The organism is Priestia sp. 10L35, assembly GCF_056395685.1.
On record NZ_JBFTKA010000001.1, the window covers coordinates 371,728 to 391,028 of the forward strand.

General features: G+C 38.4%; 15 protein-coding genes and 5 tRNA genes. 17 read left to right on the plus strand and 3 right to left on the minus strand.

The genetic code is table 11. The annotated features are described in order from the left end of the window. The first annotated feature begins 29 nt into the window (after positions 1–29). Positions 30–395 carry a G protein-coupled receptor family protein gene (locus tag AC1DEF_RS01885; RefSeq protein ID WP_013059205.1) on the plus strand — a complete coding sequence of 122 codons (366 nt, stop codon included), beginning with the start codon at positions 30–32 and terminating at the stop codon, positions 393–395. Positions 396–432: 37 nt separating this feature from the next. Here the strand turns inward: AC1DEF_RS01885 and ispG are convergent, their stop codons facing one another. Both ispG and AC1DEF_RS01895 read right to left on the minus strand, forming a co-directional pair. Continuing rightward, positions 433–1,536: a flavodoxin-dependent (E)-4-hydroxy-3-methylbut-2-enyl-diphosphate synthase gene (gene ispG, locus AC1DEF_RS01890; RefSeq protein ID WP_201763664.1), complete on the minus strand. Its 1,104-nt coding sequence runs from the start codon at positions 1,534–1,536 to the stop codon at positions 433–435. A gap of 151 nt (positions 1,537–1,687) precedes the next feature. Beyond that, a complete protein-coding gene (locus AC1DEF_RS01895) occupies positions 1,688–2,020 on the minus strand; it encodes a hypothetical protein (protein WP_013059203.1) in 333 nt (110 codons plus the stop codon). A 76-nt stretch (positions 2,021–2,096) separates the two neighbouring features. On the opposite strand from AC1DEF_RS01895, the gene AC1DEF_RS01900 reads away from it, so the two are divergent. After that, positions 2,097–3,308: an MFS transporter gene (locus tag AC1DEF_RS01900; protein ID WP_477727295.1), complete on the plus strand. Its 1,212-nt coding sequence runs from the start codon at positions 2,097–2,099 to the stop codon at positions 3,306–3,308. Between the two features lie 147 nt (positions 3,309–3,455). Here the strand turns inward: AC1DEF_RS01900 and AC1DEF_RS01905 are convergent, their stop codons facing one another. Further along, entirely contained in the window at positions 3,456–4,247 is a 792-nt protein-coding gene (locus AC1DEF_RS01905) for a DUF1189 domain-containing protein (protein WP_097824604.1), read from the minus strand. Between the two features lie 220 nt (positions 4,248–4,467). Between AC1DEF_RS01905 and AC1DEF_RS01910 the strand changes: the two genes are divergently transcribed. From AC1DEF_RS01910 to AC1DEF_RS01980, 15 genes are all read left to right on the plus strand, one after another. Then, positions 4,468–6,123: a Na/Pi cotransporter family protein gene (locus AC1DEF_RS01910; protein WP_097824603.1), complete on the plus strand. Its 1,656-nt coding sequence runs from the start codon at positions 4,468–4,470 to the stop codon at positions 6,121–6,123. Between the two features lie 86 nt (positions 6,124–6,209). Further along, on the plus strand, positions 6,210–6,695 hold the full coding sequence (locus AC1DEF_RS01915) for a DUF456 domain-containing protein (protein WP_097824602.1): 486 nt from the start codon (positions 6,210–6,212) through the stop codon (positions 6,693–6,695). Between the two features lie 62 nt (positions 6,696–6,757). Beyond that, a tRNA-Asn gene (locus AC1DEF_RS01920) sits at positions 6,758–6,832 on the plus strand. Between the two features lies 1 nt (position 6,833). Beyond that, positions 6,834–6,907, plus strand: a tRNA-Met gene (locus tag AC1DEF_RS01925). A gap of 40 nt (positions 6,908–6,947) precedes the next feature. Continuing rightward, a tRNA-Asn gene (locus tag AC1DEF_RS01930) sits at positions 6,948–7,022 on the plus strand. 3 nt (positions 7,023–7,025) lie between these two features. Continuing rightward, positions 7,026–7,102, plus strand: a tRNA-Ile gene (locus AC1DEF_RS01935). Between the two features lie 11 nt (positions 7,103–7,113). Next, positions 7,114–7,206: transfer RNA gene (locus AC1DEF_RS01940), tRNA-Ser, on the plus strand. Positions 7,207–7,403: 197 nt separating this feature from the next. Then, entirely contained in the window at positions 7,404–8,012 is a 609-nt protein-coding gene (gene sodA / locus AC1DEF_RS01945) for a superoxide dismutase SodA (protein WP_013059198.1), read from the plus strand. A gap of 129 nt (positions 8,013–8,141) precedes the next feature. Continuing rightward, positions 8,142–9,419, plus strand: a complete 1,278-nt coding sequence (locus AC1DEF_RS01950) for an MFS transporter (RefSeq protein ID WP_097824601.1) — start codon at positions 8,142–8,144, stop codon at positions 9,417–9,419. 161 nt (positions 9,420–9,580) lie between these two features. Next, positions 9,581–11,758 (plus strand): peptidoglycan D,D-transpeptidase FtsI family protein, encoded by a 2,178-nt coding sequence (locus AC1DEF_RS01955; RefSeq protein ID WP_057245395.1) that lies wholly within the window; start codon positions 9,581–9,583, stop codon positions 11,756–11,758. A gap of 617 nt (positions 11,759–12,375) precedes the next feature. Further along, on the plus strand, positions 12,376–13,173 hold the full coding sequence (gene pstB, locus AC1DEF_RS01960; RefSeq protein ID WP_371264484.1) for a phosphate ABC transporter ATP-binding protein PstB: 798 nt from the start codon (positions 12,376–12,378) through the stop codon (positions 13,171–13,173). Positions 13,174–13,195: 22 nt separating this feature from the next. Next, the gene (gene phoU, locus AC1DEF_RS01965; protein ID WP_013059193.1) at positions 13,196–13,855 is read left to right on the plus strand and encodes a phosphate signaling complex protein PhoU; all 660 of its coding nucleotides are present in this window, start codon (positions 13,196–13,198) and stop codon (positions 13,853–13,855) included. Positions 13,856–14,048: 193 nt separating this feature from the next. Next, the gene (locus AC1DEF_RS01970) at positions 14,049–14,543 is read left to right on the plus strand and encodes a DUF4912 domain-containing protein (protein WP_013085028.1); all 495 of its coding nucleotides are present in this window, start codon (positions 14,049–14,051) and stop codon (positions 14,541–14,543) included. Further along, positions 14,536–16,854, plus strand: coding sequence for a glycosyltransferase (locus AC1DEF_RS01975; RefSeq protein WP_097824600.1), 2,319 nt, complete (start codon positions 14,536–14,538; stop codon positions 16,852–16,854). Before AC1DEF_RS01970 ends, AC1DEF_RS01975 begins: the two co-directional genes overlap by 8 nt. Then, a complete protein-coding gene (locus AC1DEF_RS01980) occupies positions 16,851–19,130 on the plus strand; it encodes a sugar phosphate nucleotidyltransferase (protein ID WP_097824599.1) in 2,280 nt (759 codons plus the stop codon). Before AC1DEF_RS01975 ends, AC1DEF_RS01980 begins: the two co-directional genes overlap by 4 nt. Positions 19,131–19,301: the final 171 nt, after the last annotated feature.

The window sequence follows — 19,301 nt, forward strand, 5'->3', positions numbered from 1 at the left end:
TCCTTATTTACGAAAGCGAGGGATTAAGCATGGAGAATGAAGAACAAAGGCGTAGAAAAGATGTATATGAAGCTGATTTCATGGAAGAAACTGCAGCTGAAGTGGGCGTTCCTTACCGAGTAGGAGAGCCTCATGCAGAGCGTGAAGTTATAGATATTGATCGCAATCGCAATCATGAAGTCGCTGGACGAGGAGAAGGAACGGGATACGGTCGTTTCGCACTCGTGCTTTCGATTCTTTCACTATTCTTTTTACCAATTATTCTTGGTGCCGCTGGGATTATTCTAGGGTTTATCGCACGCAGAAAAGGAGCACTTACGCTAGGAGCATGGGCAATAGGGATCGGAGTTGTATCGATTATTGTCGGTACGTTTATATTACCGTTCTTTTCATAAAAAAAAGCGAGGCGCATATGCGCCTCGCTTTTTTTAGTTATGATTTAGCTGCAGCTTTTTCAGCTTCTTGCTTTGCGTGATATTCAGCAGCAATTTTATCAATTTCTTTTTTTAGTTCCTCAACCATTGTTTCTTCAGGAACTTTGCGTACGATTTCGCCTTTGCGGAATAGTAGACCTTCACCGCGTGCTCCCGCAATCCCGATATCAGCTTCACGAGCTTCACCAGGACCGTTTACAGCGCAGCCAAGTACCGCTACTTTAATCGGTGCTTTTACAGTTGAAATATACTCTTCAACTTCATTAGCAATGCTAATTAAATCAATTTCAATACGTCCGCAAGTTGGGCAAGAAATAAGCGTTGCGGCATTGGAAGCTAAACCGAATGATTTTAGCAATTCGCGCGCAACTTTTACTTCTTCTACAGGATCCGCACTTAAAGAAATACGTAATGTATTTCCGATTCCTTTAGATAAAATAGCGCCAAGACCTGCTGCACTTTTTACAGTTCCTGCAAATAATGTACCCGATTCTGTAATTCCTAAGTGAAGAGGGTAGTCAAATGCTTGAGCAGCTTTTTCATAAGCTTCAATTGCCAAGTTAACATCCGATGCTTTCATTGAAACGATGATGTCATGGAAATCAAGGTCTTCTAAAATTTTAATGTGATGAAGTGCACTTTCTACCATGCCATCTGCTGTCGGATAGCCGTATTTGTCTAAAATACGTTTTTCAAGTGAACCAGCGTTAACTCCAATACGAATTGGAATATTTTTAGCTTTTGCAGCATTTACAACAGCTTCCACTTTTTCACGGCGACCGATATTACCAGGGTTGATACGGATTTTATCCGCTCCACCTTCAATTGCTTTTAATGCTAAGCGGTAGTCAAAATGAATATCCACGACTAATGGAATGTTAATGCGTTTTTTAATTTCAGGGATTGCATCTGCTGCGCGCTCGTCTGGACAAGCAACACGAACAACTTGGCATCCTGCTTCTTCTAAACGTTTAATTTCTGCAACCGTTGCTTCAACATCATGTGTCTTAGTGGTTGTCATACTTTGAATAACTAACTCGTTGCTGCCTCCGATTGTTAAATCTCCAACTTTAACCGGGCGTGTTTTTGTACGATGTATAATTTCACTCACGTGATAATCTCTCCTTCAAAATGAAATCAAGAATTTGAATTCATTAATAGAATAACTCTTTATGAACAAAATAACTAGTAGAAAGTACTACCTTAGCTATTTTAACAATGACTATCCCATCTTGACAAGAAGAATGCTGTCATTACTTGTAAATAGGGAACTTATACGTTTTTCCAATTTGAATATCCTCAGGCGCTGTACCGTTATTTAACTTTTTGAAGTCTGTAATCATTTGGTTCATAGAAACCGGTATCGATTTTTTTGTAAGCTCCTCAATGACGGACAAAACTGTATCGCCTGGCTTAATTTTTATTTTTGTATAGGTGGAAGAAGAGCTGGCGGCTTTTGTTTCTGCAGGCTGCGCTTTGCTGACTTGAACTGCTTCAGTAGCAGTGGGAATGGTCCCGTATTTAATGTCGTAGTGACAAATATATCCGATAAAAGCGAAAGCGGCTAATGCACATAGCTTTTTCATTATGCTCCTCCTTCATTCTTTTGCTTATGTGTAAAGCCTATGCTTGTCTTACTTAAATATGATTGGAGAACGAAAATTGAAAGAAAAATTAATGATTGTTTCATTAGGCTTATTGCCTTTAATCATGGTGCTGGGAAATTCCATGCTCATTCCTCTGCTGTCAAGCATTCAAAAGTCACTTCACTTAAGCGGAGTTCAAACCAGTTTGATACTGAGTGCATTTTCAATTCCAGCCGCATTGTGTATTCCTGCTGTAGGGATTTTATCAGACCGGTATGGGCGTAAAAAGTTAATCATATATTCACTCGTCATGATGATAATAGGTAGTGTCATTGCTGCTAGTAGTGCTTCATTCTCTTCTGGAAACTTTGCTGTGTTGATAGCAGGCAGAGTCATTCAAGGGATTGGAGCTGCAGGTACTACAACGTTGGCAATGGCATTAACTGGAGATGTATTTGCAGGGGAAAAAAGAGCAAAAGTCCTCGGGATTTTAGAAGTGTATAACGGAGTTGGAAAAGTGGTTGCACCGATAATTGGAGCATCGGCAGCACTCGTCGTATGGTATGCCGCGTTTTTTGTCTATCCTTTAGCTGCAGGTGCTGCTTTAGTAGGTATAGTGATGTATGTGAGAGAAGGGAAAACAGGTTCGGATTCAGTATCTGTTCAAGAATATTTAAAGAGAGCCATTGGGATTGTCTATGATAAAAGAAAATCGCTTTTTCCTTTATTCTTTGTCGGGGGATTGGGGTTGTTTTTATTATTTGGCATTTTATATTATTTATCTTTTCTAATAGAGGAAACGTATCATATAGACGGTTTTTTTAAAGGAACCGCTTTTTTATTTCCTCTTGGTGCGATGACGCTCGTTTCTTATTGGACCGGTCAACGCATCAAAACAGATGTAGAGCTCATGAAAAAATTAATGATAGTAGGGATAATTTTTTTATTGCTGATGTTTGGAGTATTAACGATTATTTATACGCTTCCTGTGCTGATGTTTTGTTTGACAGTCGCCTTTGGCGGCTTAGGATTTGTTCTTCCGTGTATTAATATGATGATTACTTCAGCGGCTTCAGACGAAGAAAGAGGGTTTATTGTATCCATTTATGGAACGGTGAGATTTTTAGGAGTAGCGTTGGGACCTGTTGTTTTTGAAGTGTGGATGCATACTGAAAGGCTGATGTTTGTTTACAGCTTTATTCTGCTCACAGCAGGAGGTTTGTGGGTTTTGTATCAGTTGAAAATTCTTTCTTCTGCAATGGGAAGAAGAAAAGTTGTACCGAAATAAAGAGGCTGAGACTTAACTAAATCACTCCAATCACCAGCTAGAAGCAGCCGCATACATGAAACCTGCGTTCACCATATCAATAAAAAAATCCAAAAGAGGTGGATTCTCTATCAAGAATCTAGATTCCTCGTTTGGATTCTCCTTCAACTAAAATACGTTTGTCCCAGCACCTTTATTAGGTTTTACCTTTTTTCTTATAGGAACCCTTGTGACGAGCAACAAGTAAATGAAGAATGTTCCTATCCAGTAAAGAGAGCTATGTAATGCTAGAGACAAAGAAAAAGCTTCAAAAAGCGTATAAAGCAGCGTGAAGGCTACCGTACTATAAGCACTCAGTGCCCATAGCTGCTTGAAAGGAAGCTGCTTTTTAGCAATGAGTCCAATCAGCTTTCCAAGATAAGCAAGGCAGGTAATAGAAAGGAAGTTTAGTCCAGATGTTAATACGTACAGTAAAAGCATAGCGATAGGGACAAGTATGTATAAAGAAAATTTTTGTTCGTGCAGCAAGTTTAACAGTTCATTTTTATCTTTATGGTGCCAGTTTAGCAACTCATATGAATACGTTTGTGTTTGTGAATTAGTCGTGATGTAAATTCCATCCTTTAAAAAACCAATGGCATGAGCAGGGGAATGAAATCGTTCAATAGACTGTGAGGGGTTTAAGATAAAAGCGGTACCGTTTACTTTTTTTGTGAAAGGTTGACTTGACGTAAGCTGTGAGTTTGAAATAGAAAAAGAAGAAACAGATTTCGGAAGATCTGTAGTAGCGATATGATAGCCGTTTACAATCGTCAAAGTCATAAAGAAAAATGTAGGCAGCAAAGAAATAAATGTTAAAAACAGCACAAAGCCAATTGTTTTATTCGTATGCTCAAAGCGAAGCGACCTTATTTTTTTGAAGGAAGTAAAACTCCATGCCATCTTTTTCAGCATGCTCATTGTAAAGCCTCCTTATATTAAAAATTCTAACTATCTCTTATTTTATAGCGAGAATTCAAGGTTTACAATAGGTTCTAGAAATCGTTTCCAATTACAATGTAAATATACTGTTAAGTTATTGTAAACATTAAGGGAAAGCCGTTTACAGTACTTTCAAACTTCATTAATAATAGTAGGGACTTATTTATGTCGTTAGAAAAAAATCAAGGAGCTGAGATATTTGGAACTAGATGTTCAAAAAATGATTTTTGAATTTATCGGCGGACTGGGAATCTTTTTATTTGGAATTAAGTTCATGGGAGATGGATTGCAAAAGTCAGCAGGAGATAAATTACGTGATATTTTAGACAGATTTACTACTAATCCGTTTATGGGAGTTCTAGCAGGTATCCTAGTTACTGTTCTTATTCAGAGCAGCTCAGGAACTACTGTTATTACGGTAGGCTTAGTAAGTGCTGGTTTTATGACTTTGCGCCAAGCTATAGGCGTTATTATGGGAGCAAATATCGGTACGACAGTTACAGCTTTTATAATCGGAATTGACATTTCGAGCTACGCTCTTCCTATTCTCGCAGTGGGAGCTATTTTACTCTTTTTCTTTAAAAGTAAGGCAGTTCAAAACTTTGGCCAGATCGCTTTTGGTTTTGGCATGCTCTTCTTTGGTTTAGAGCTTATGGGAAGTGGAATGAAGCCGCTTAGGTCCCTTCAACAATTTCAAGATTTAACTGTAAGCATGAGCGATAATCCTATTTTAGGAGTCGTAATTGGCACTTTATTTACGGTAATTGTTCAAAGTTCTAGCGCTACTATTGGCATTCTACAAGAACTTTTTGGACAGGGCGCTATTGATATACAGGCAGCGCTGCCTGTACTGTTTGGAGATAATATTGGCACAACTATTACTGCCATTTTAGCTTCAATCGGGGCAAGTGTAGCTGCAAGAAGGGCTGCTTTAACGCATGTCATGTTTAACTTAATTGGTACAACAATCTTTTTGATTATCTTGCCTCTATTTACTCGTTTTGTGGAATATTTGAAAGTAGCAATGGATTTGAATCCTGAAATGACGATTGCGTTTGCTCATGGTATTTTTAACACAACCAATACAATTATCCAGTTCCCGTTGATCGGTCTGCTTGCTTTAATTGTGACAAAACTAATTCCTGGAGAAGATGCTGTTATAGACTTTAAGCCTAAGCATCTTGATCCGATTTTTATTGAGCAGTCCTCTTCAATTGCTCTTGGTCAGGCAAAGGCAGAGCTGATTCGTATGGGAGAGTTTGCGACGCTTGGGTTGGAAGAGGCAAACGGCTATTTAAAAACACGTCAGCCTCAACATGCTGATGCTACTATGCAAATTGAAAATGCGATTAATAATCTGGATAAAAAAATTACTGATTATTTAGTGCTGTTATCCCGCTCTTCAATGTCAGAAGCAGAAAGTGAGGAACATTCGGTTCTTCTAGATACAGCACGAGATATTGAGCGTATTGGCGATCATTTTGAGAACATTATTGAGCTTGTTGATTATCAAATTACGAACAAAGTAAAGATGACCAAAGAAGCTAATAACGATTTAGCTGATATGTTCGAATTGACTATTCTAACAGTTAAAGAAGCTGTCTCTTCTTTAGAAAAAGTGGATAGAGAAAAAGCAGTACAAGTCATTCAAAAAGAAGAACAGATTGATGCGATGGAGCGTCTACTTCGTAAGAAGCACATTTTACGTCTAAATGAAAACATTTGTACAGGATCTGCTGCTATTGTTTTTGTGGATATTATTAGCAACTTAGAACGGGTCGGGGATCATGCGGTTAATATTGCGGAAGCGGTACTGGGCGATCGTTATGCAAAGACCTATTCACAGGTAAAATAAAGAAAGACCTTGCTTAAGCAAGGTCTTTCTTTATAGGTGTAGTTATTGTATGATAAATAGTAATACTAAAAAGGATAGGTGCGAACGTGGCTATTTTATGTTGGGCATTAATTATCGTTAGCTTTGTTGTATCGTTTGTTGGGTTGGTTTATCCCATCATCCCAAGCGTGCTATTTGTAGCTCTAGGATTTGTTATATACGGTTTATTTTATGATTTCAGCTCCTATAGCTGGTTATTTTGGGTGATACAAGGATTGTTAGTTGTGGCACTTTTTTTAGCAGACTATATAGCTAATATTATTGGTGTGAAAAAATTCGGAGGCACTAGAGCAGGTGTTTGGGGAAGTACAGTTGGGCTGCTTGTAGGTCCGTTTGTCATTCCGGGATTTGGAATTATTTTAGGGCCGTTTATCGGAGCGATTGTAGGAGAACTGCTTGTTCATCGGACCACAATTAGCAACGCAGTAAAAATTGGAGTAGGTTCGGTTATTGGCTTTTTTAGTGGCGCTATTTCAAAAGGATTTATTCAACTGCTGATGATTGCCTATTTTTTATACGCTGTTTTAAAATAATATATTGACTTTAGGCTAGAAACATGTTAAATTTTTAATGTCGCTAGTAAATGTTATATTGTTCCACAGTAGCTCAGTGGTAGAGCTATCGGCTGTTAACCGATCGGTCGTAGGTTCGAGTCCTACCTGTGGAGCCATGGCGGTGTAGCTCAGCTGGCTAGAGCGTACGGTTCATACCCGTGAGGTCGGGGGTTCGATCCCCTCCGCCGCTATTTTCCAATTTACGTTTGTGGCATACATAATTCATATTGTTCCACAGTAGCTCAGTGGTAGAGCTATCGGCTGTTAACCGATCGGTCGTAGGTTCGAGTCCTACCTGTGGAGCCATGTGGACCCTTAGCTCAGCTGGTTAGAGCAGACGGCTCATAACCGTCCGGTCGCAGGTTCGAGTCCTGCAGGGTCCACCATTTATAGGGTTGGAGGAATACCCAAGTCCGGCTGAAGGGATCGGTCTTGAAAACCGACAGGGGTGTTAAAGCCCGCGGGGGTTCGAATCCCTCTTCCTCCGCCATACTATTGTCTATTCAAAGCTTCTTTTGAGAAAAAGAAGCTTTTTTTATGTTTAAAAGAATAGCGAATGGGAATTAGGTAAATATAAATCATGGATTAGGAACTTTTTATTTGAAACAGTAGGGTAAATTTGCTAATCTAAACGTATATGGTGCTTTTGCGCCAAAATGCTTACATATTTTGAAGGAGGAATTATTCATGGCTTACAAATTACCAGAACTACCTTATGCATACGATGCACTGGAACCACATATCGACAAAGAAACAATGAATATTCACCACACAAAACATCACAACACATATGTTACAAATCTAAACGCTGCTGTTGAAGGCAAAGCGGATTTAGAAAGCAAAAGTATTGAAGAGTTAATTTCAAACTTAGATGCTGTTCCTGAAGATATCCGTACAGCAGTACGCAATAACGGTGGCGGTCATGCGAACCACTCATTATTTTGGACAATCCTTTGCCCTAACGGTGGCGGTGCTCCAACTGGTGAATTAGCAGACGCTATCGCTAGCAAATTCGGCAGCTTTGATCAATTCAAAGAAGAATTTGCAAATGCAGCTAAAACTCGCTTCGGTTCTGGCTGGGCTTGGTTAGTTGTAAACAACGGCGAATTAGAAGTAACAAGCACACCAAACCAAGATAGCCCATTAATGGAAGGCAAAACGCCAATTCTTGGTCTAGACGTTTGGGAGCACGCTTACTACTTAAATTACCAAAACCGCCGTCCAGATTACATTTCAGCATTCTTTAATGTTGTAAAATGGGACGAAGTTGCTAAGCGTTACGACGCTGCAAAATAAGCTAAAGACGTATTTAAGAGCCAGTAAAGTAATTATTACCTTTACTGGCTTTTTTGTTTTCCAATTCTTTTACATATCTCCTTTTCTTTTTCACACACTAGGTGTAGAAGAGAAAAGGAGTTTTTTGATATGCCTTTATTAAAAAAAGTAGTTGGAGATGTAGAAGTTAGTAAAGATTTACTTTTGCTTTTAATTATAGGCGGTCTTTATGCCTTGGCTATTTCAATTTCCAATTCGTTTGTTAACATTTATCTGTGGAAACAATCAGGCGAATTTTCGGATCTCGCTATTTATAATTTAGCGGTAGTGGTGCTTCAGCCGCTTACGTTTATTTTAGCAGGTAAATGGGCCAAACGAATTGACCGGGTTGTGGTTTTAAGGTTAGGTGTATCTTTTTTAGCTGTTTTTTATATCGCTGTATTAGTCAGTGGAGCTAACGCAGCCGAGTATTTAGTATTGCTTGGTGGACTGCTGGGTATAGGATACGGCTTTTATTGGCTAGCTTTTAATGTGCTAACTTTTGAAATTACAGAACCTGATACAAGAGACTTTTTTAACGGATTTTTAGGGATCTTAAACTCTTTTGCAGGGATGATTGGTCCTTTAGGAGCGGGCTTTGTTATTTCCGCTTTGTATGAATCACTTGGGTATAAAATTGTGTTTGGTGTATCGCTGCTATTGTTTATCGGTGCCGTTGTACTTAGTTTTTTTATTACAAGACGCGCAGCGGAAGGAGTATACAAATTTAAAGAAGTATGGGCTGAACGAAAAGTCAATAAAGACTGGAATCGAATATTGCAGGCTCATTTCTTTCAAGGGTTGCGTGAAGGTACGTTCATTTTTGTTGTATCCGTCATGGTATTTATTACGACGGGAAGTGAATTAGCTTTAGGAACATATGGACTGGTGAATTCAGCGGTTGCATTTGTAGGATACTATGTTGCCTCAAGGTTTATTAAGCAAAAAAATCGCCTTCGGTTTATCTTCACAGGGGGCCTCCTTCTCTATGGAGCAGTCTTTTTGCTTATCTTTAACTTATCGTATCCAAAGTTAATTATATATGCTGTTTGTATTGCCGTTGCCTATCCTATTTTATTGGTTCCATTCATTTCTCTAACGTACGATGTGATTGGACGAGCAAAAGACGTTGTTTCAAAAAGAATTGAATACATTGTTGTCAGAGAAGTATTTCTGAATATCGGGCGCGTCGTTTCCATATCTTTATTTTTAATAGCTGTACTGTTTTTTGATGAAGCAAAAAGTATTCCCATTTTATTAGCTATTGTTGGAGCAGGGCATACGATCATTTATTTTTGTGTGAGACATATCTCACAGCCTCTGCACAAAAAAGAAACGACTGTTACTCCTCCGGTATTAAATGAAGGAGACGGAGAGTCTCCAGCTTAGAGTGTTGTCAGCTCCTTCATTTGCACTATGGAAAATGCTTCGCTTTTCTTTTAAAATAAATACGTTGTGTAAATAGGCACCTGCCAGGTGTCTATTTATTTGCTAAATGGCTGATTTTATGGTGTTATGGTATATATGTTTTATAAAGTGTAGGTGTTGGTATGAAAAAGAAAAAAAGAAGAAAAAGTCACGTGCCTTTTCGTGTGAACTTACTTTTCTTGACCGTATTTGCCCTATTTTCCGTATTAATTTTGCGGTTGGGACTTGTTCAAATTGTATACGGTGAGAATTACGAACGAGAAGTGGAAAAAACACAGGACGTTACGGTCAGTACGCCTGTTCCTCGAGGGAAAATGTATGATCGTTATAACCGCGTAATTGTAGATAATACCTCTTTAAATACGATTACATATACTCGTTTTCAAGGAAATACAGCTGAAGAAAGGCTGCGTATCGCTAAAAAGTTAGCCACTATGATCGATGTTCCTTACACCACAAATGTGATTGATATTCCGGAAAATAAAAAGAATAAAGACGCTAAAAATGTGGTAAAAATTACAGAACGCGATATGAAGGATTATTGGATTATGCTTCACCCTAAAGAAGCGGAACAGAAAATTACGCAAGCTGATCGCAAAAAAGTTCAAGATGGTGAAATGACTGATGACGAACTGTATCAACGTCAGTTAGACCGCATCTCTAAAAAAGATTTAGAAAGTCTAAAGAGTGATTTAGAAGTTCTCGCTATTAAGCGCCAAATGGAGGCAGGTTACTCTAACACCCCGCAAATTGTTAAGAGCGGTGTGACAAATGAAGAGTATGCCGTTGTAAGTGAGCACTTAGATGAACTTCCAGGTGTTGATACAACAACGTATTGGGATCGCTCATACCCAGAAAACAGTACTCTTCGTACCTTGCTTGGAAATGTATCATCTGCCAACGAAGGACTGCCTAAAGATAAAGTACAGTATTACTTGTCAAGAGGCTATAGCCGAAATGACCAAGTTGGGACGAGCTATTTAGAGAAGCAATACGAAGCCCAGCTCAGCGGTCAAAAAGAAAAAGTCCAATATGTAACAGATAAAAAAGGAAATCTCCTTGATACAATTCAAGTGTCTAAAGGTGAACGCGGCAGTGATTTGGTTTTAACTATTGATATGGAGCTTCAAAAAGCGGTAGAAAAACAAATTACGGACCAGCTTTTAGCCAAAAAGCAAATGAAAGGAACGCAATTTTTAGACCGTGCTTTTGTTATTATGATGGATCCTCACACAGGAGAAATTTTAACAATGGCAGGTAAAAAATACACCATTGATAAGAAGACTGGAGCGCCTAAAATAGAAGATTTTGCATTGGGGAATATTTCAACATCTTATACAATGGGCTCTGTTGTAAAAGGAGCAACGGTTTTAGCCGGCTTAGATTCAGGAGCTATTAAGCCAAACACAGTGTTCGTTGATGAACCGTTAAAAATTAAAGGAACACCGGTTAAAAAATCAGCTGAGGCTGAAGGGTTAGGACCCTTAACGTATTCATCTGCGTTAAAATATTCATCCAACGTATTTATGTTTAAAACGGTAATGGCTATGGCTGGGTTACAGTATCATAAAAACATGACTTTACCGATTAAACCTGATACATTCAGCGAACTGCGTTCTTACTACAGTCAGTTCGGCTTAGGCGTATCAACAGGTATAGACCTTGATAACGAATCAACAGGTGTCCAAGGTGGAAGCGATGTTCCAGGAACGGCGCTTGATTTAGGCATTGGTCAGTATGATACGTACACGCCGCTGCAGCTTGTTCAATATACTTCTGCAATAGCTAATGGAGGGTATCGCATTAAGCCGCAGCTAGTAAAAGAAATCCGAAAACCAACGATTAAAACCGATGAAATTGGCGGTACGCAGCATTCATTTGAGCCTGATGTGTTAAATCGTATCACGATGAAAGAAGAATACATTAAAGATGTTCAAAGTGGCTTTAAGCGCGTTACGCAAGAACAAGGCGGTACAGGGTATGCAGCTTTCCATACAGCGAACTATAATCCTGCTGGTAAATCAGGAACGGCACAAGCCTATGAGAAAAACCCTAGCGGAGGGGACCCTATTAAAGTTAATAATTCAAACTTTGTGGCCTTTGCTCCGGCAAATAATCCTGAAATTGCAGTAGCTGTGGTGGTACCATCGGCATTTGTGCCAAGTGCACCAAATACCATTACAAAAGAGCTTGCTCGTTCTGCGCTCGATACGTATTTTGATTTAAAGAAAAAAGGTGAACAAGAAGTAAAAGATCAAGAAGAGAACCAACAGGCTGTCATTGCAAACGACGCCAATTAAAGAGGCTGGGACAAAAGCATATTAGTTGAAGTAAGATCCGAACAAAGTTGATTAAGAATCAACTTTGTTCGGATTTTTTATTTATAGGATGAAAATAGATTTCGTGTATGTAGGTGCTTTTAGCGGTTGATTGGAGGGCAAGGTGAAGACTTCTGCAGGAAAAGCGAAGCGATGAGGAGACTCACCGGCCGCCCGTGAAACGAAAATCAACAGCGGTATCGGAAGTAATTCATACTGGCTTATTAATCCAATCCACCCATCTTTAGATTGAATTAATTTAGTTATGTCTCTACCTCTTCTTTTTTGTTAGAAATCTTTACATATATGGTTTTTTATTGAATTTAAGGGTCGTAAGAACTAGTTTTTTACCTAAAAAACACGCAGATAGACCTTCGTTTACAAAAGCTTTACATTGAGTTAAAACACAATTAATAGTCGGCTATTATTCTGTAAGTGTAAGGGTTAATAGAAATGATCAAAATAAGGGGAAGCGTTTCGGCTTCTCGTATTTATTTACACTGATAGTAAACAATAGATATTAAATAGACATAGAGAGACTTTTATTGTGCTCAAAACGGTTAAAGACGATGAAGGAGGATTATCCAATGGCAATAACAATGGAATTGACTAACAAAGAAAAAGTAGATACTCCGCAAACAAAAGAAATTGTATATAAAACAAAAGGTTTGAATTTATGGTATGGCAACACACATGCCTTAAAAAATATTGATTTAGACATTCATGCTAACGAAGTTACCGCGATTATCGGTCCATCAGGCTGTGGAAAATCAACATATATTAAAACGTTAAATCGTATGGTAGAAATGACTCCAATTGTCCGTACATCAGGTGAGATTGAGTATAGAGGGAAAAATATTTTTGATAAATCGTACCACGTGGAAGAGCTGCGCACGCAAGTAGGAATGGTTTTCCAAAAGCCAAATCCGTTCCCGAAATCTATTTATGATAATATTGCGTACGGTCCAAGAATTCATGGTGTTCGCAACAAGAAAAAACTAGATGAAATTGTTGAAAAAAGTTTACGAGGAGCAGCTATTTGGGACGAAGTTAAAGATCGTTTGAATCAAAATGCAAATGGGTTGTCAGGTGGACAACAGCAGCGTATCTGTATTGCGCGATGCTTGGCAATTGAACCTGACGTTATTTTAATGGATGAGCCTACTTCTGCGCTTGATCCAATTTCAACATTAAAAGTAGAAGAGTTAGTACAAGAATTAAAGAAAGACTTCAGCATTATTATTGTTACCCATAATATGCAGCAAGCGGCACGTATTTCAGATAAAACAGCATTTTTCTTAAATGGAGAAGTGGTAGAGTACGCAGAAACAGATAAAATCTTCTCAATGCCATCTGATAAACGCACAGAAGATTATATTACAGGTCGTTTTGGTTAAGACATACAAGGAGATGGGATGAGTGGTTGTACGCGAAAAGTTTCATGGTGATTTAAAGATATTACGTGAAAAATTATTAGAAATAGGGCGCTTAACGCATGAGGCGCTATCAAAATCAATTGAAGCGCTGCAAACAAGCAACGTTGAGCTGGCGCTAGAAATTATCGACGGCGATTCATACGTGGATGACTTAGAAGAAGAAATTAATGACCTAGCTATCTTACTGATCGCAAAGCAGCAGCCGGTGGCTATCGATTTAAGACGTATCATTGTGGCAATTAAAATTGCTTCGGATGTTGAGCGTATGGCAGATTTTGCGGTTAACGTAGCAAAATCAGCTATACGAATTGGAAACGAAGAATTAATTAAGCCGTTAGAACACGTAAAGAAAATGCACGATATTTCGATTGAAATGTTGAGCCTTTCGTTAAAAGCTTATCACGAGGAAGATCTTGTGCTGGCTAAAAAAGTAGCGGAAATGGACGATCAAGTGGATGAGCTCTACGGAATAACAATCAAAGAACTTTTAAGTCTTGCTAAAGAAAAGCAGGAGGCTATGAACCAAATTACGCAGCTTTTATTTGTAGCCCGCTATTTAGAGCGTATGGCTGATCATACCACTAACGTAGCAGAAAGCGTATTTTACCTTGTAAAAGGCAAACGCTACGACTTAAACGAATAGTAGAAAAACCTCTTCTAATAAGCGAAGAGGTTTTTTTGTTAGTAAATTATAATTACTATGTTAACCTGAATTTTTAACACAAATCGACAAATTGCGTTTATTGTGGCAACTTTTTCTGAATGGTAAGATGTTAATAAGTTTATACGGCATTTATATGTAGAAAAAACATTCTAAGAAACGAAGTGATAAAACAGTGGCTGCTAATCTTATTCAAAACTTAAATGTGTGTATAGCTACTCAGCTTGACTCATCTCGTATTTATGTTCACTGGTCGTTTTCTGAGCATATTCGAGAGATGGTAGAAAGTATGTTTTCGACACGGTGGGAAGAATTGAATCTAGCTATGTGTACGTATGATATAACAGGTCTTCATTTTAACGGCCATGAATCAAACCGCTATTATATGAAGGGTCTTACTCCTAAGCAAGACTTCATGTTTATGAACAGCTTGGAAAGTGAGCGCACGTATGTAATAGATATTGGTATTCAAGATAAAGAAGGAAGTTTTTTTTCCCTTCTTCGTTCGAATCCAGTTTATTTGATGAAAGAAAAATATGAACAAGTGAATGTAACTTCGTTAGGCTGGATGTACGAACCTGTAAAAGTTCACCAGGGTGTTCAAAATGAATTTAGCACATATTCCTTATATTCAAATGACTTGGAGCAGGTGAAGAAGCAATATGAATAGTGATGACTGTATTCTTTTAACTTATATGCATTGTCCGTTGCTACATGTACTTCAAACAGAGAGTGAGTATCTGCTGTTTGAACAAGTAACGAACGAGTGCATCCCTTTTTTAGATCAAATTGAGTCTAAGAAATTGATAGGTGCAACAGCTGTGATGTCTTGTGTGTTTTTGAACGCATTAAACAACGAGGAGTTTAATACTCGTTACGCTCAATATTTACACCAGTTTTCAAGCCGGCAGCATCAGAGCGCACTCACCTTTTTAAAAAAGTGGAACGGGAGCTTGTTCTCAGCCTGCAAATATTTTTTTCAGCATGACATGATGGAGTGTATTCCTACTACCGTAACGAACGCGTTCGTTTCCACCCTTAAAACCGAACAAACATTAAATCTCCAAATTACAGAAGCAATACGTGTTTTTCAACAGTTTTTTGAAAAAAAGCCCGTCGGTTTTTTTATACAGCAAGGAGAGTATACTCATCAAGTAGATATGCTCCTAAAATCTCATGAAATATGCTATACCTTTGTGAAGTCATCAACAGATGAACTAAAAAAGTCGCCTGCTGGCATTATCTTGTTTCCATATCCTAAGCAAGGAAAACAAGTTGAGGAAGGAACAATCAATAAAGCGAGCGTTTTTTTGGATTTGAAGGCTAAGGACACGCTTGGCTTTCAGCGAATGCAAGCAGCAAGCGGTATATTTCAATATCCTTTAGATTACGCGAGGGATATAGAATTTCATCAAAACGAAACTCTTGCACTCTACGGTGCAACAAAAAGCGCTGAATTTGTCAGTGAGAACAATCAATTGTTTATTTCAACCGTACAGAAGTCAGAGGCGATGCTAGATGTTATCGATTCTAAACATCCTAGCGTGGTGAATGCTATCTACCGACAGTGGCTCCTTTTAAGTAGCAGCGATTGGCTTTATAATTTTGAAAAAGTCAAAGGTGAATACGAAAGGCAAGTAAAACTATTTGATTTTCTTTGTCACGAAGAGAACCCAAGGATGGATAGCGAAAACAGTTTTCTTTCAGGAAGTTCTTTTTTATCCCCTGCAAAAGAGATAGAGCCGGCGGCTTTATCAGTAAATCAATATAAAGGCGGTCTCTCCATTTTAATGCTTGCATGGGAATTCCCTCCTCTAGTTATCGGAGGACTTGCACGACATGTATTTGATTTATCCAGAGCGTTAGCAAAGGAGGGCCATCACGTTAGTGTATTAACAACTTATGTAGAGGGGCTGCCGGAATATGAGCGTTTATACGGTGTTCACGTTTACCGAGTTAAAAGCCTGCAGCCTCATCACCCGGATTTTTTGACATGGGTAAACAGTTTGAACGTGGCTATGGCTCTTAGAGGACTGCAGTTAGGCTACAAGCTGTCTTTTGACGTTATTCATGCTCATGACTGGCTTGTTGCCTCCGCTGCAAAATGTTTAGCAGATAAAACGGATAGACCGCTAATTACGACCATTCATGCGACAGAACATGGGCGCAATAATGGTATTCATAATGACATGCAGCAAAAAATTCACTTGCAAGAAGAGGAGCTGATTCGACAATCAAGCTCAATCATTGTCTGCAGCGACTATATGAAGAAGGAATTAATCACTTTATTTCAAGTAGAGCAAGATAAAATTGCTATATTTCCAAATGGAATTGACAAGCAGCTGGTAGTCGACGCAGTAAATGAGCGGTTAAAAGAAAGTTTACAAAAGAAATATAATTTTAGAAAGGCCCCTATTATTTTTTCAATTGGACGAATTGTATATGAAAAAGGCTTTCAGCTATTTATTGAAGCAGCGGAACTATTTAAGAAAAAACAAATAGATGTTCAATTCGTTGTAGCAGGAAAAGGGCCTTTACTTCATGAGTTTCGAACACAAGTAAGTGAAAAGCAACTAGAAAAATACGTGTATTTTATTGGATACATTACCGATAACGAACGAAATCAGCTTCTTCAAGCTTGCAAAATGGTTGTTTTTCCAAGTTTATATGAACCTTTTGGAATTGTGGCTTTAGAGGGGATGGTAGCCAAGAAGCCAACTATCGTTGCCGATACAGGAGGTCTAAGCGATATTGTTTCACATTTCGACACGGGCCTGACGTTTGCCCGAGGAGATACGCTCGAATTAATCAACTGTATTGAATTTTTGTTAAAAAATGAAAAAACGGCTGCAAAAATCAGCGAAAATGGGTATAGAAAAGCAACAACTATGTTTAGCTGGGAAAAAATCGCTATTGATACAAGTAAGCTGTTTCAACATCAGATTTGCCAGGATAAAAAAAGAAGGGAGGCAAAAAATTGAAAGCCATTATACTTGCTGGCGGTAAAGGAACAAGACTGCAGCCCTTGACCTATACGATTCCAAAGCCTATGCTGCCGCTTTACGATAAACCTGTGATGGAATATAGCATTGAACTGCTTAAGAAACATGGAATTACAGAGATTGGGATTACGCTGCAGTATAGGCATGAACAAACTATTGAATACTTCGGGGATGGCTCTCAGTGGGGAGTGACGCTTACTTATTTTATCGAAAAAGAGCCTCTTGGAACAGCGGGCGGAATTAAGCGAGCAGAGGCCTTTATTGAGGAAGACTGTATTATTATTAGTGGAGATGCCTTAACAGAAATTAATCTTCAAGACGTTATTCATTTTCATTATGAACAAAAAAGCGAAATGACCATTGTTACAAAAGAAGTAAACGACGTGCGGGGTTATGGAGTGGTGACGATAGATGAAGGGCATCGAGTCACGGGATTTGTAGAGAAACCGACCTACGAACAGGCCAATAGCCGATTGATTAATACGGGAGTGTATGTGATCAAAAAATCCGTTCTTGATTACGTGAATTCTTATGGTCCTACAGATTTTAGCTTTGACATTATCCCGCTTCTTTTGGAATATAATCATACTGTGTGCAGTTTTGTAACGGAAGATTATTGGATTGATATTGGGCAAATCCACCATTATCGTCAAGCACACTATGATTTGTGGAGGAAGTGGTTTGGCAATAGACAGGAAAGTATTGTCTCAGATGACGCGCTTATAGAAGAAGGGGTGACTATTTACGATCCGGTTTACGTAGGAGAAAATGTGGTGATTAGAAAAGGTGCTTCAATTGGTCCTTACACGATTATCGGAACCAATAGTATCATAGAAGCACATGCTGCAATCGATAAAACAATTTTGCTCCAAAACGTAACGGTGGGGGCAGAATCGTTTTTATACAACGCTACGATAGGTCCCTATGTAAATGTTCAAGCAATGACTACGTATGTCCAAGATACAGTAGCTGAAAATCAAGTACTACCTCAACTTTCTGTAAAACCAGATGTTTCTATCTTCAAAAACGGTCGCCTGTATGTACATTCATCTGTTGATCGAGCAAGACTGTACAATGCGTTATTGCTTGTATGCAAACACCAAGGGTCGTTCTGTCTAGCAAGCGATGATGAAGGAGAAGCCATTCAACTTCGCAAAGAATGCTTTTCTTTTTTACGGAGTAATCATTCAGCTGTGTATGATATTAAAAAAGAAGCTCTTCCGGTATTTCGATATTACATGATGACTTCACAAGCGAGCATTGGTATTTATATTGGTGTGGATAGCAAAAACAGCGGCCTCTTTTTAGAAATATATGACAAGAAAGGGCAATTAGTTAATCAGCTTATTGAAAAAAAGATTGAGCGGATGTACCTTCAAGCTAAACAAGCAAACATAACAACTTCTGTTTCACTTAGAGAAACAAGCATAGGAAATATCAGGGAAGAATATTGTGATGCTTTAGTAAAATCAATTAATCAGCATGTTTTATTGGAAGACAGTACGCGGATTGGCGTGATTTGTTCGCCGTTTATACAGGAAGTTATCGAACTATTATGTAAGCGTCTTCGTGTCCGTGTTTTATTTTTAAACAAATGGGAGAAAACAGAAGAAATCAAACGAATAATTAAACGAAATAAGCTGTCTTTTTGTATTCAGATTAAAGAAGATGGAGAAACATTTGCTCTATATGATGAAAAAGGCTGCAGCGTAAATGACTCAGAAATTATGTCGCTTTATATTTATAGCGTATACATGACAAAAAAAGTAGCATTCGTTCCTATTCCTATACACTATTCATCCACACTAGAAACATTTGCTCAATCTCTCAATCAATCATTTATGAGGACAAAAGCAAAAAAACGTGATTTACTTAGTCTTTTGGGGCCCGTTCAATTTCAGTTAGATGCCATGTACGCTTTATGTCAGCTGATCGAATTAATTATGGTGCAACAGCGGAAAATTTCTGAAATGATTCAATATGTCCCCCACGCTTATATGAACTGGCGGTATATTTCATGTCCGCTAGAAATTCAAGAACAAGTGATGAAGAAACTATTAGAAGAAGCAATCGGTAAACAAGTGTATGTCATTGATGGCTTAAAGATTTACCATGATCCCCATGAATGGACGCTTATTTTGCCCGATGGTCACTTGCCTGTATTAAATATTTATTCAGAGGCGTTAAACACTCAGACTGCCAAGAAGCTGTCGGCATATTTTGTAGAAAAAATACAAGAGTATCAAAGAGTGTAAATAATGGCTTTTATTTAAAAGAAAGGAAGTACGCCTCTCATAAAAAGAGTTCCGCTTATTTCAAGAAACTTCATCTATATGTAAGGCGTAGCAGAGAAGGAGCTCAGGGATCTAAGAGGAAAGAAAAAGTGAAGAAATGAAATTAAATGACTTTCTTCAAAAAAACAGACT

Coding starts and splice junctions, on each gene's coding strand:
- AC1DEF_RS01905 (WP_097824604.1), bottom strand. CDS start 4,247: ATGAGCATGCTGAAAAAGATGGCATGGAGTTTTACTTCCTTCAAAAAA.
- AC1DEF_RS01955 (WP_057245395.1), top strand. CDS start 9,581: ATGAAAAAGAAAAAAAGAAGAAAAAGTCACGTGCCTTTTCGTGTGAAC.
- pstB (WP_371264484.1), top strand. CDS start 12,376: ATGGAATTGACTAACAAAGAAAAAGTAGATACTCCGCAAACAAAAGAA.
- AC1DEF_RS01950 (WP_097824601.1), top strand. CDS start 8,142: ATGCCTTTATTAAAAAAAGTAGTTGGAGATGTAGAAGTTAGTAAAGAT.
- AC1DEF_RS01885 (WP_013059205.1), top strand. CDS start 30: ATGGAGAATGAAGAACAAAGGCGTAGAAAAGATGTATATGAAGCTGAT.
- sodA (WP_013059198.1), top strand. CDS start 7,404: ATGGCTTACAAATTACCAGAACTACCTTATGCATACGATGCACTGGAA.
- AC1DEF_RS01975 (WP_097824600.1), top strand. CDS start 14,536: ATGAATAGTGATGACTGTATTCTTTTAACTTATATGCATTGTCCGTTG.
- AC1DEF_RS01895 (WP_013059203.1), bottom strand. CDS start 2,020: ATGAAAAAGCTATGTGCATTAGCCGCTTTCGCTTTTATCGGATATATT.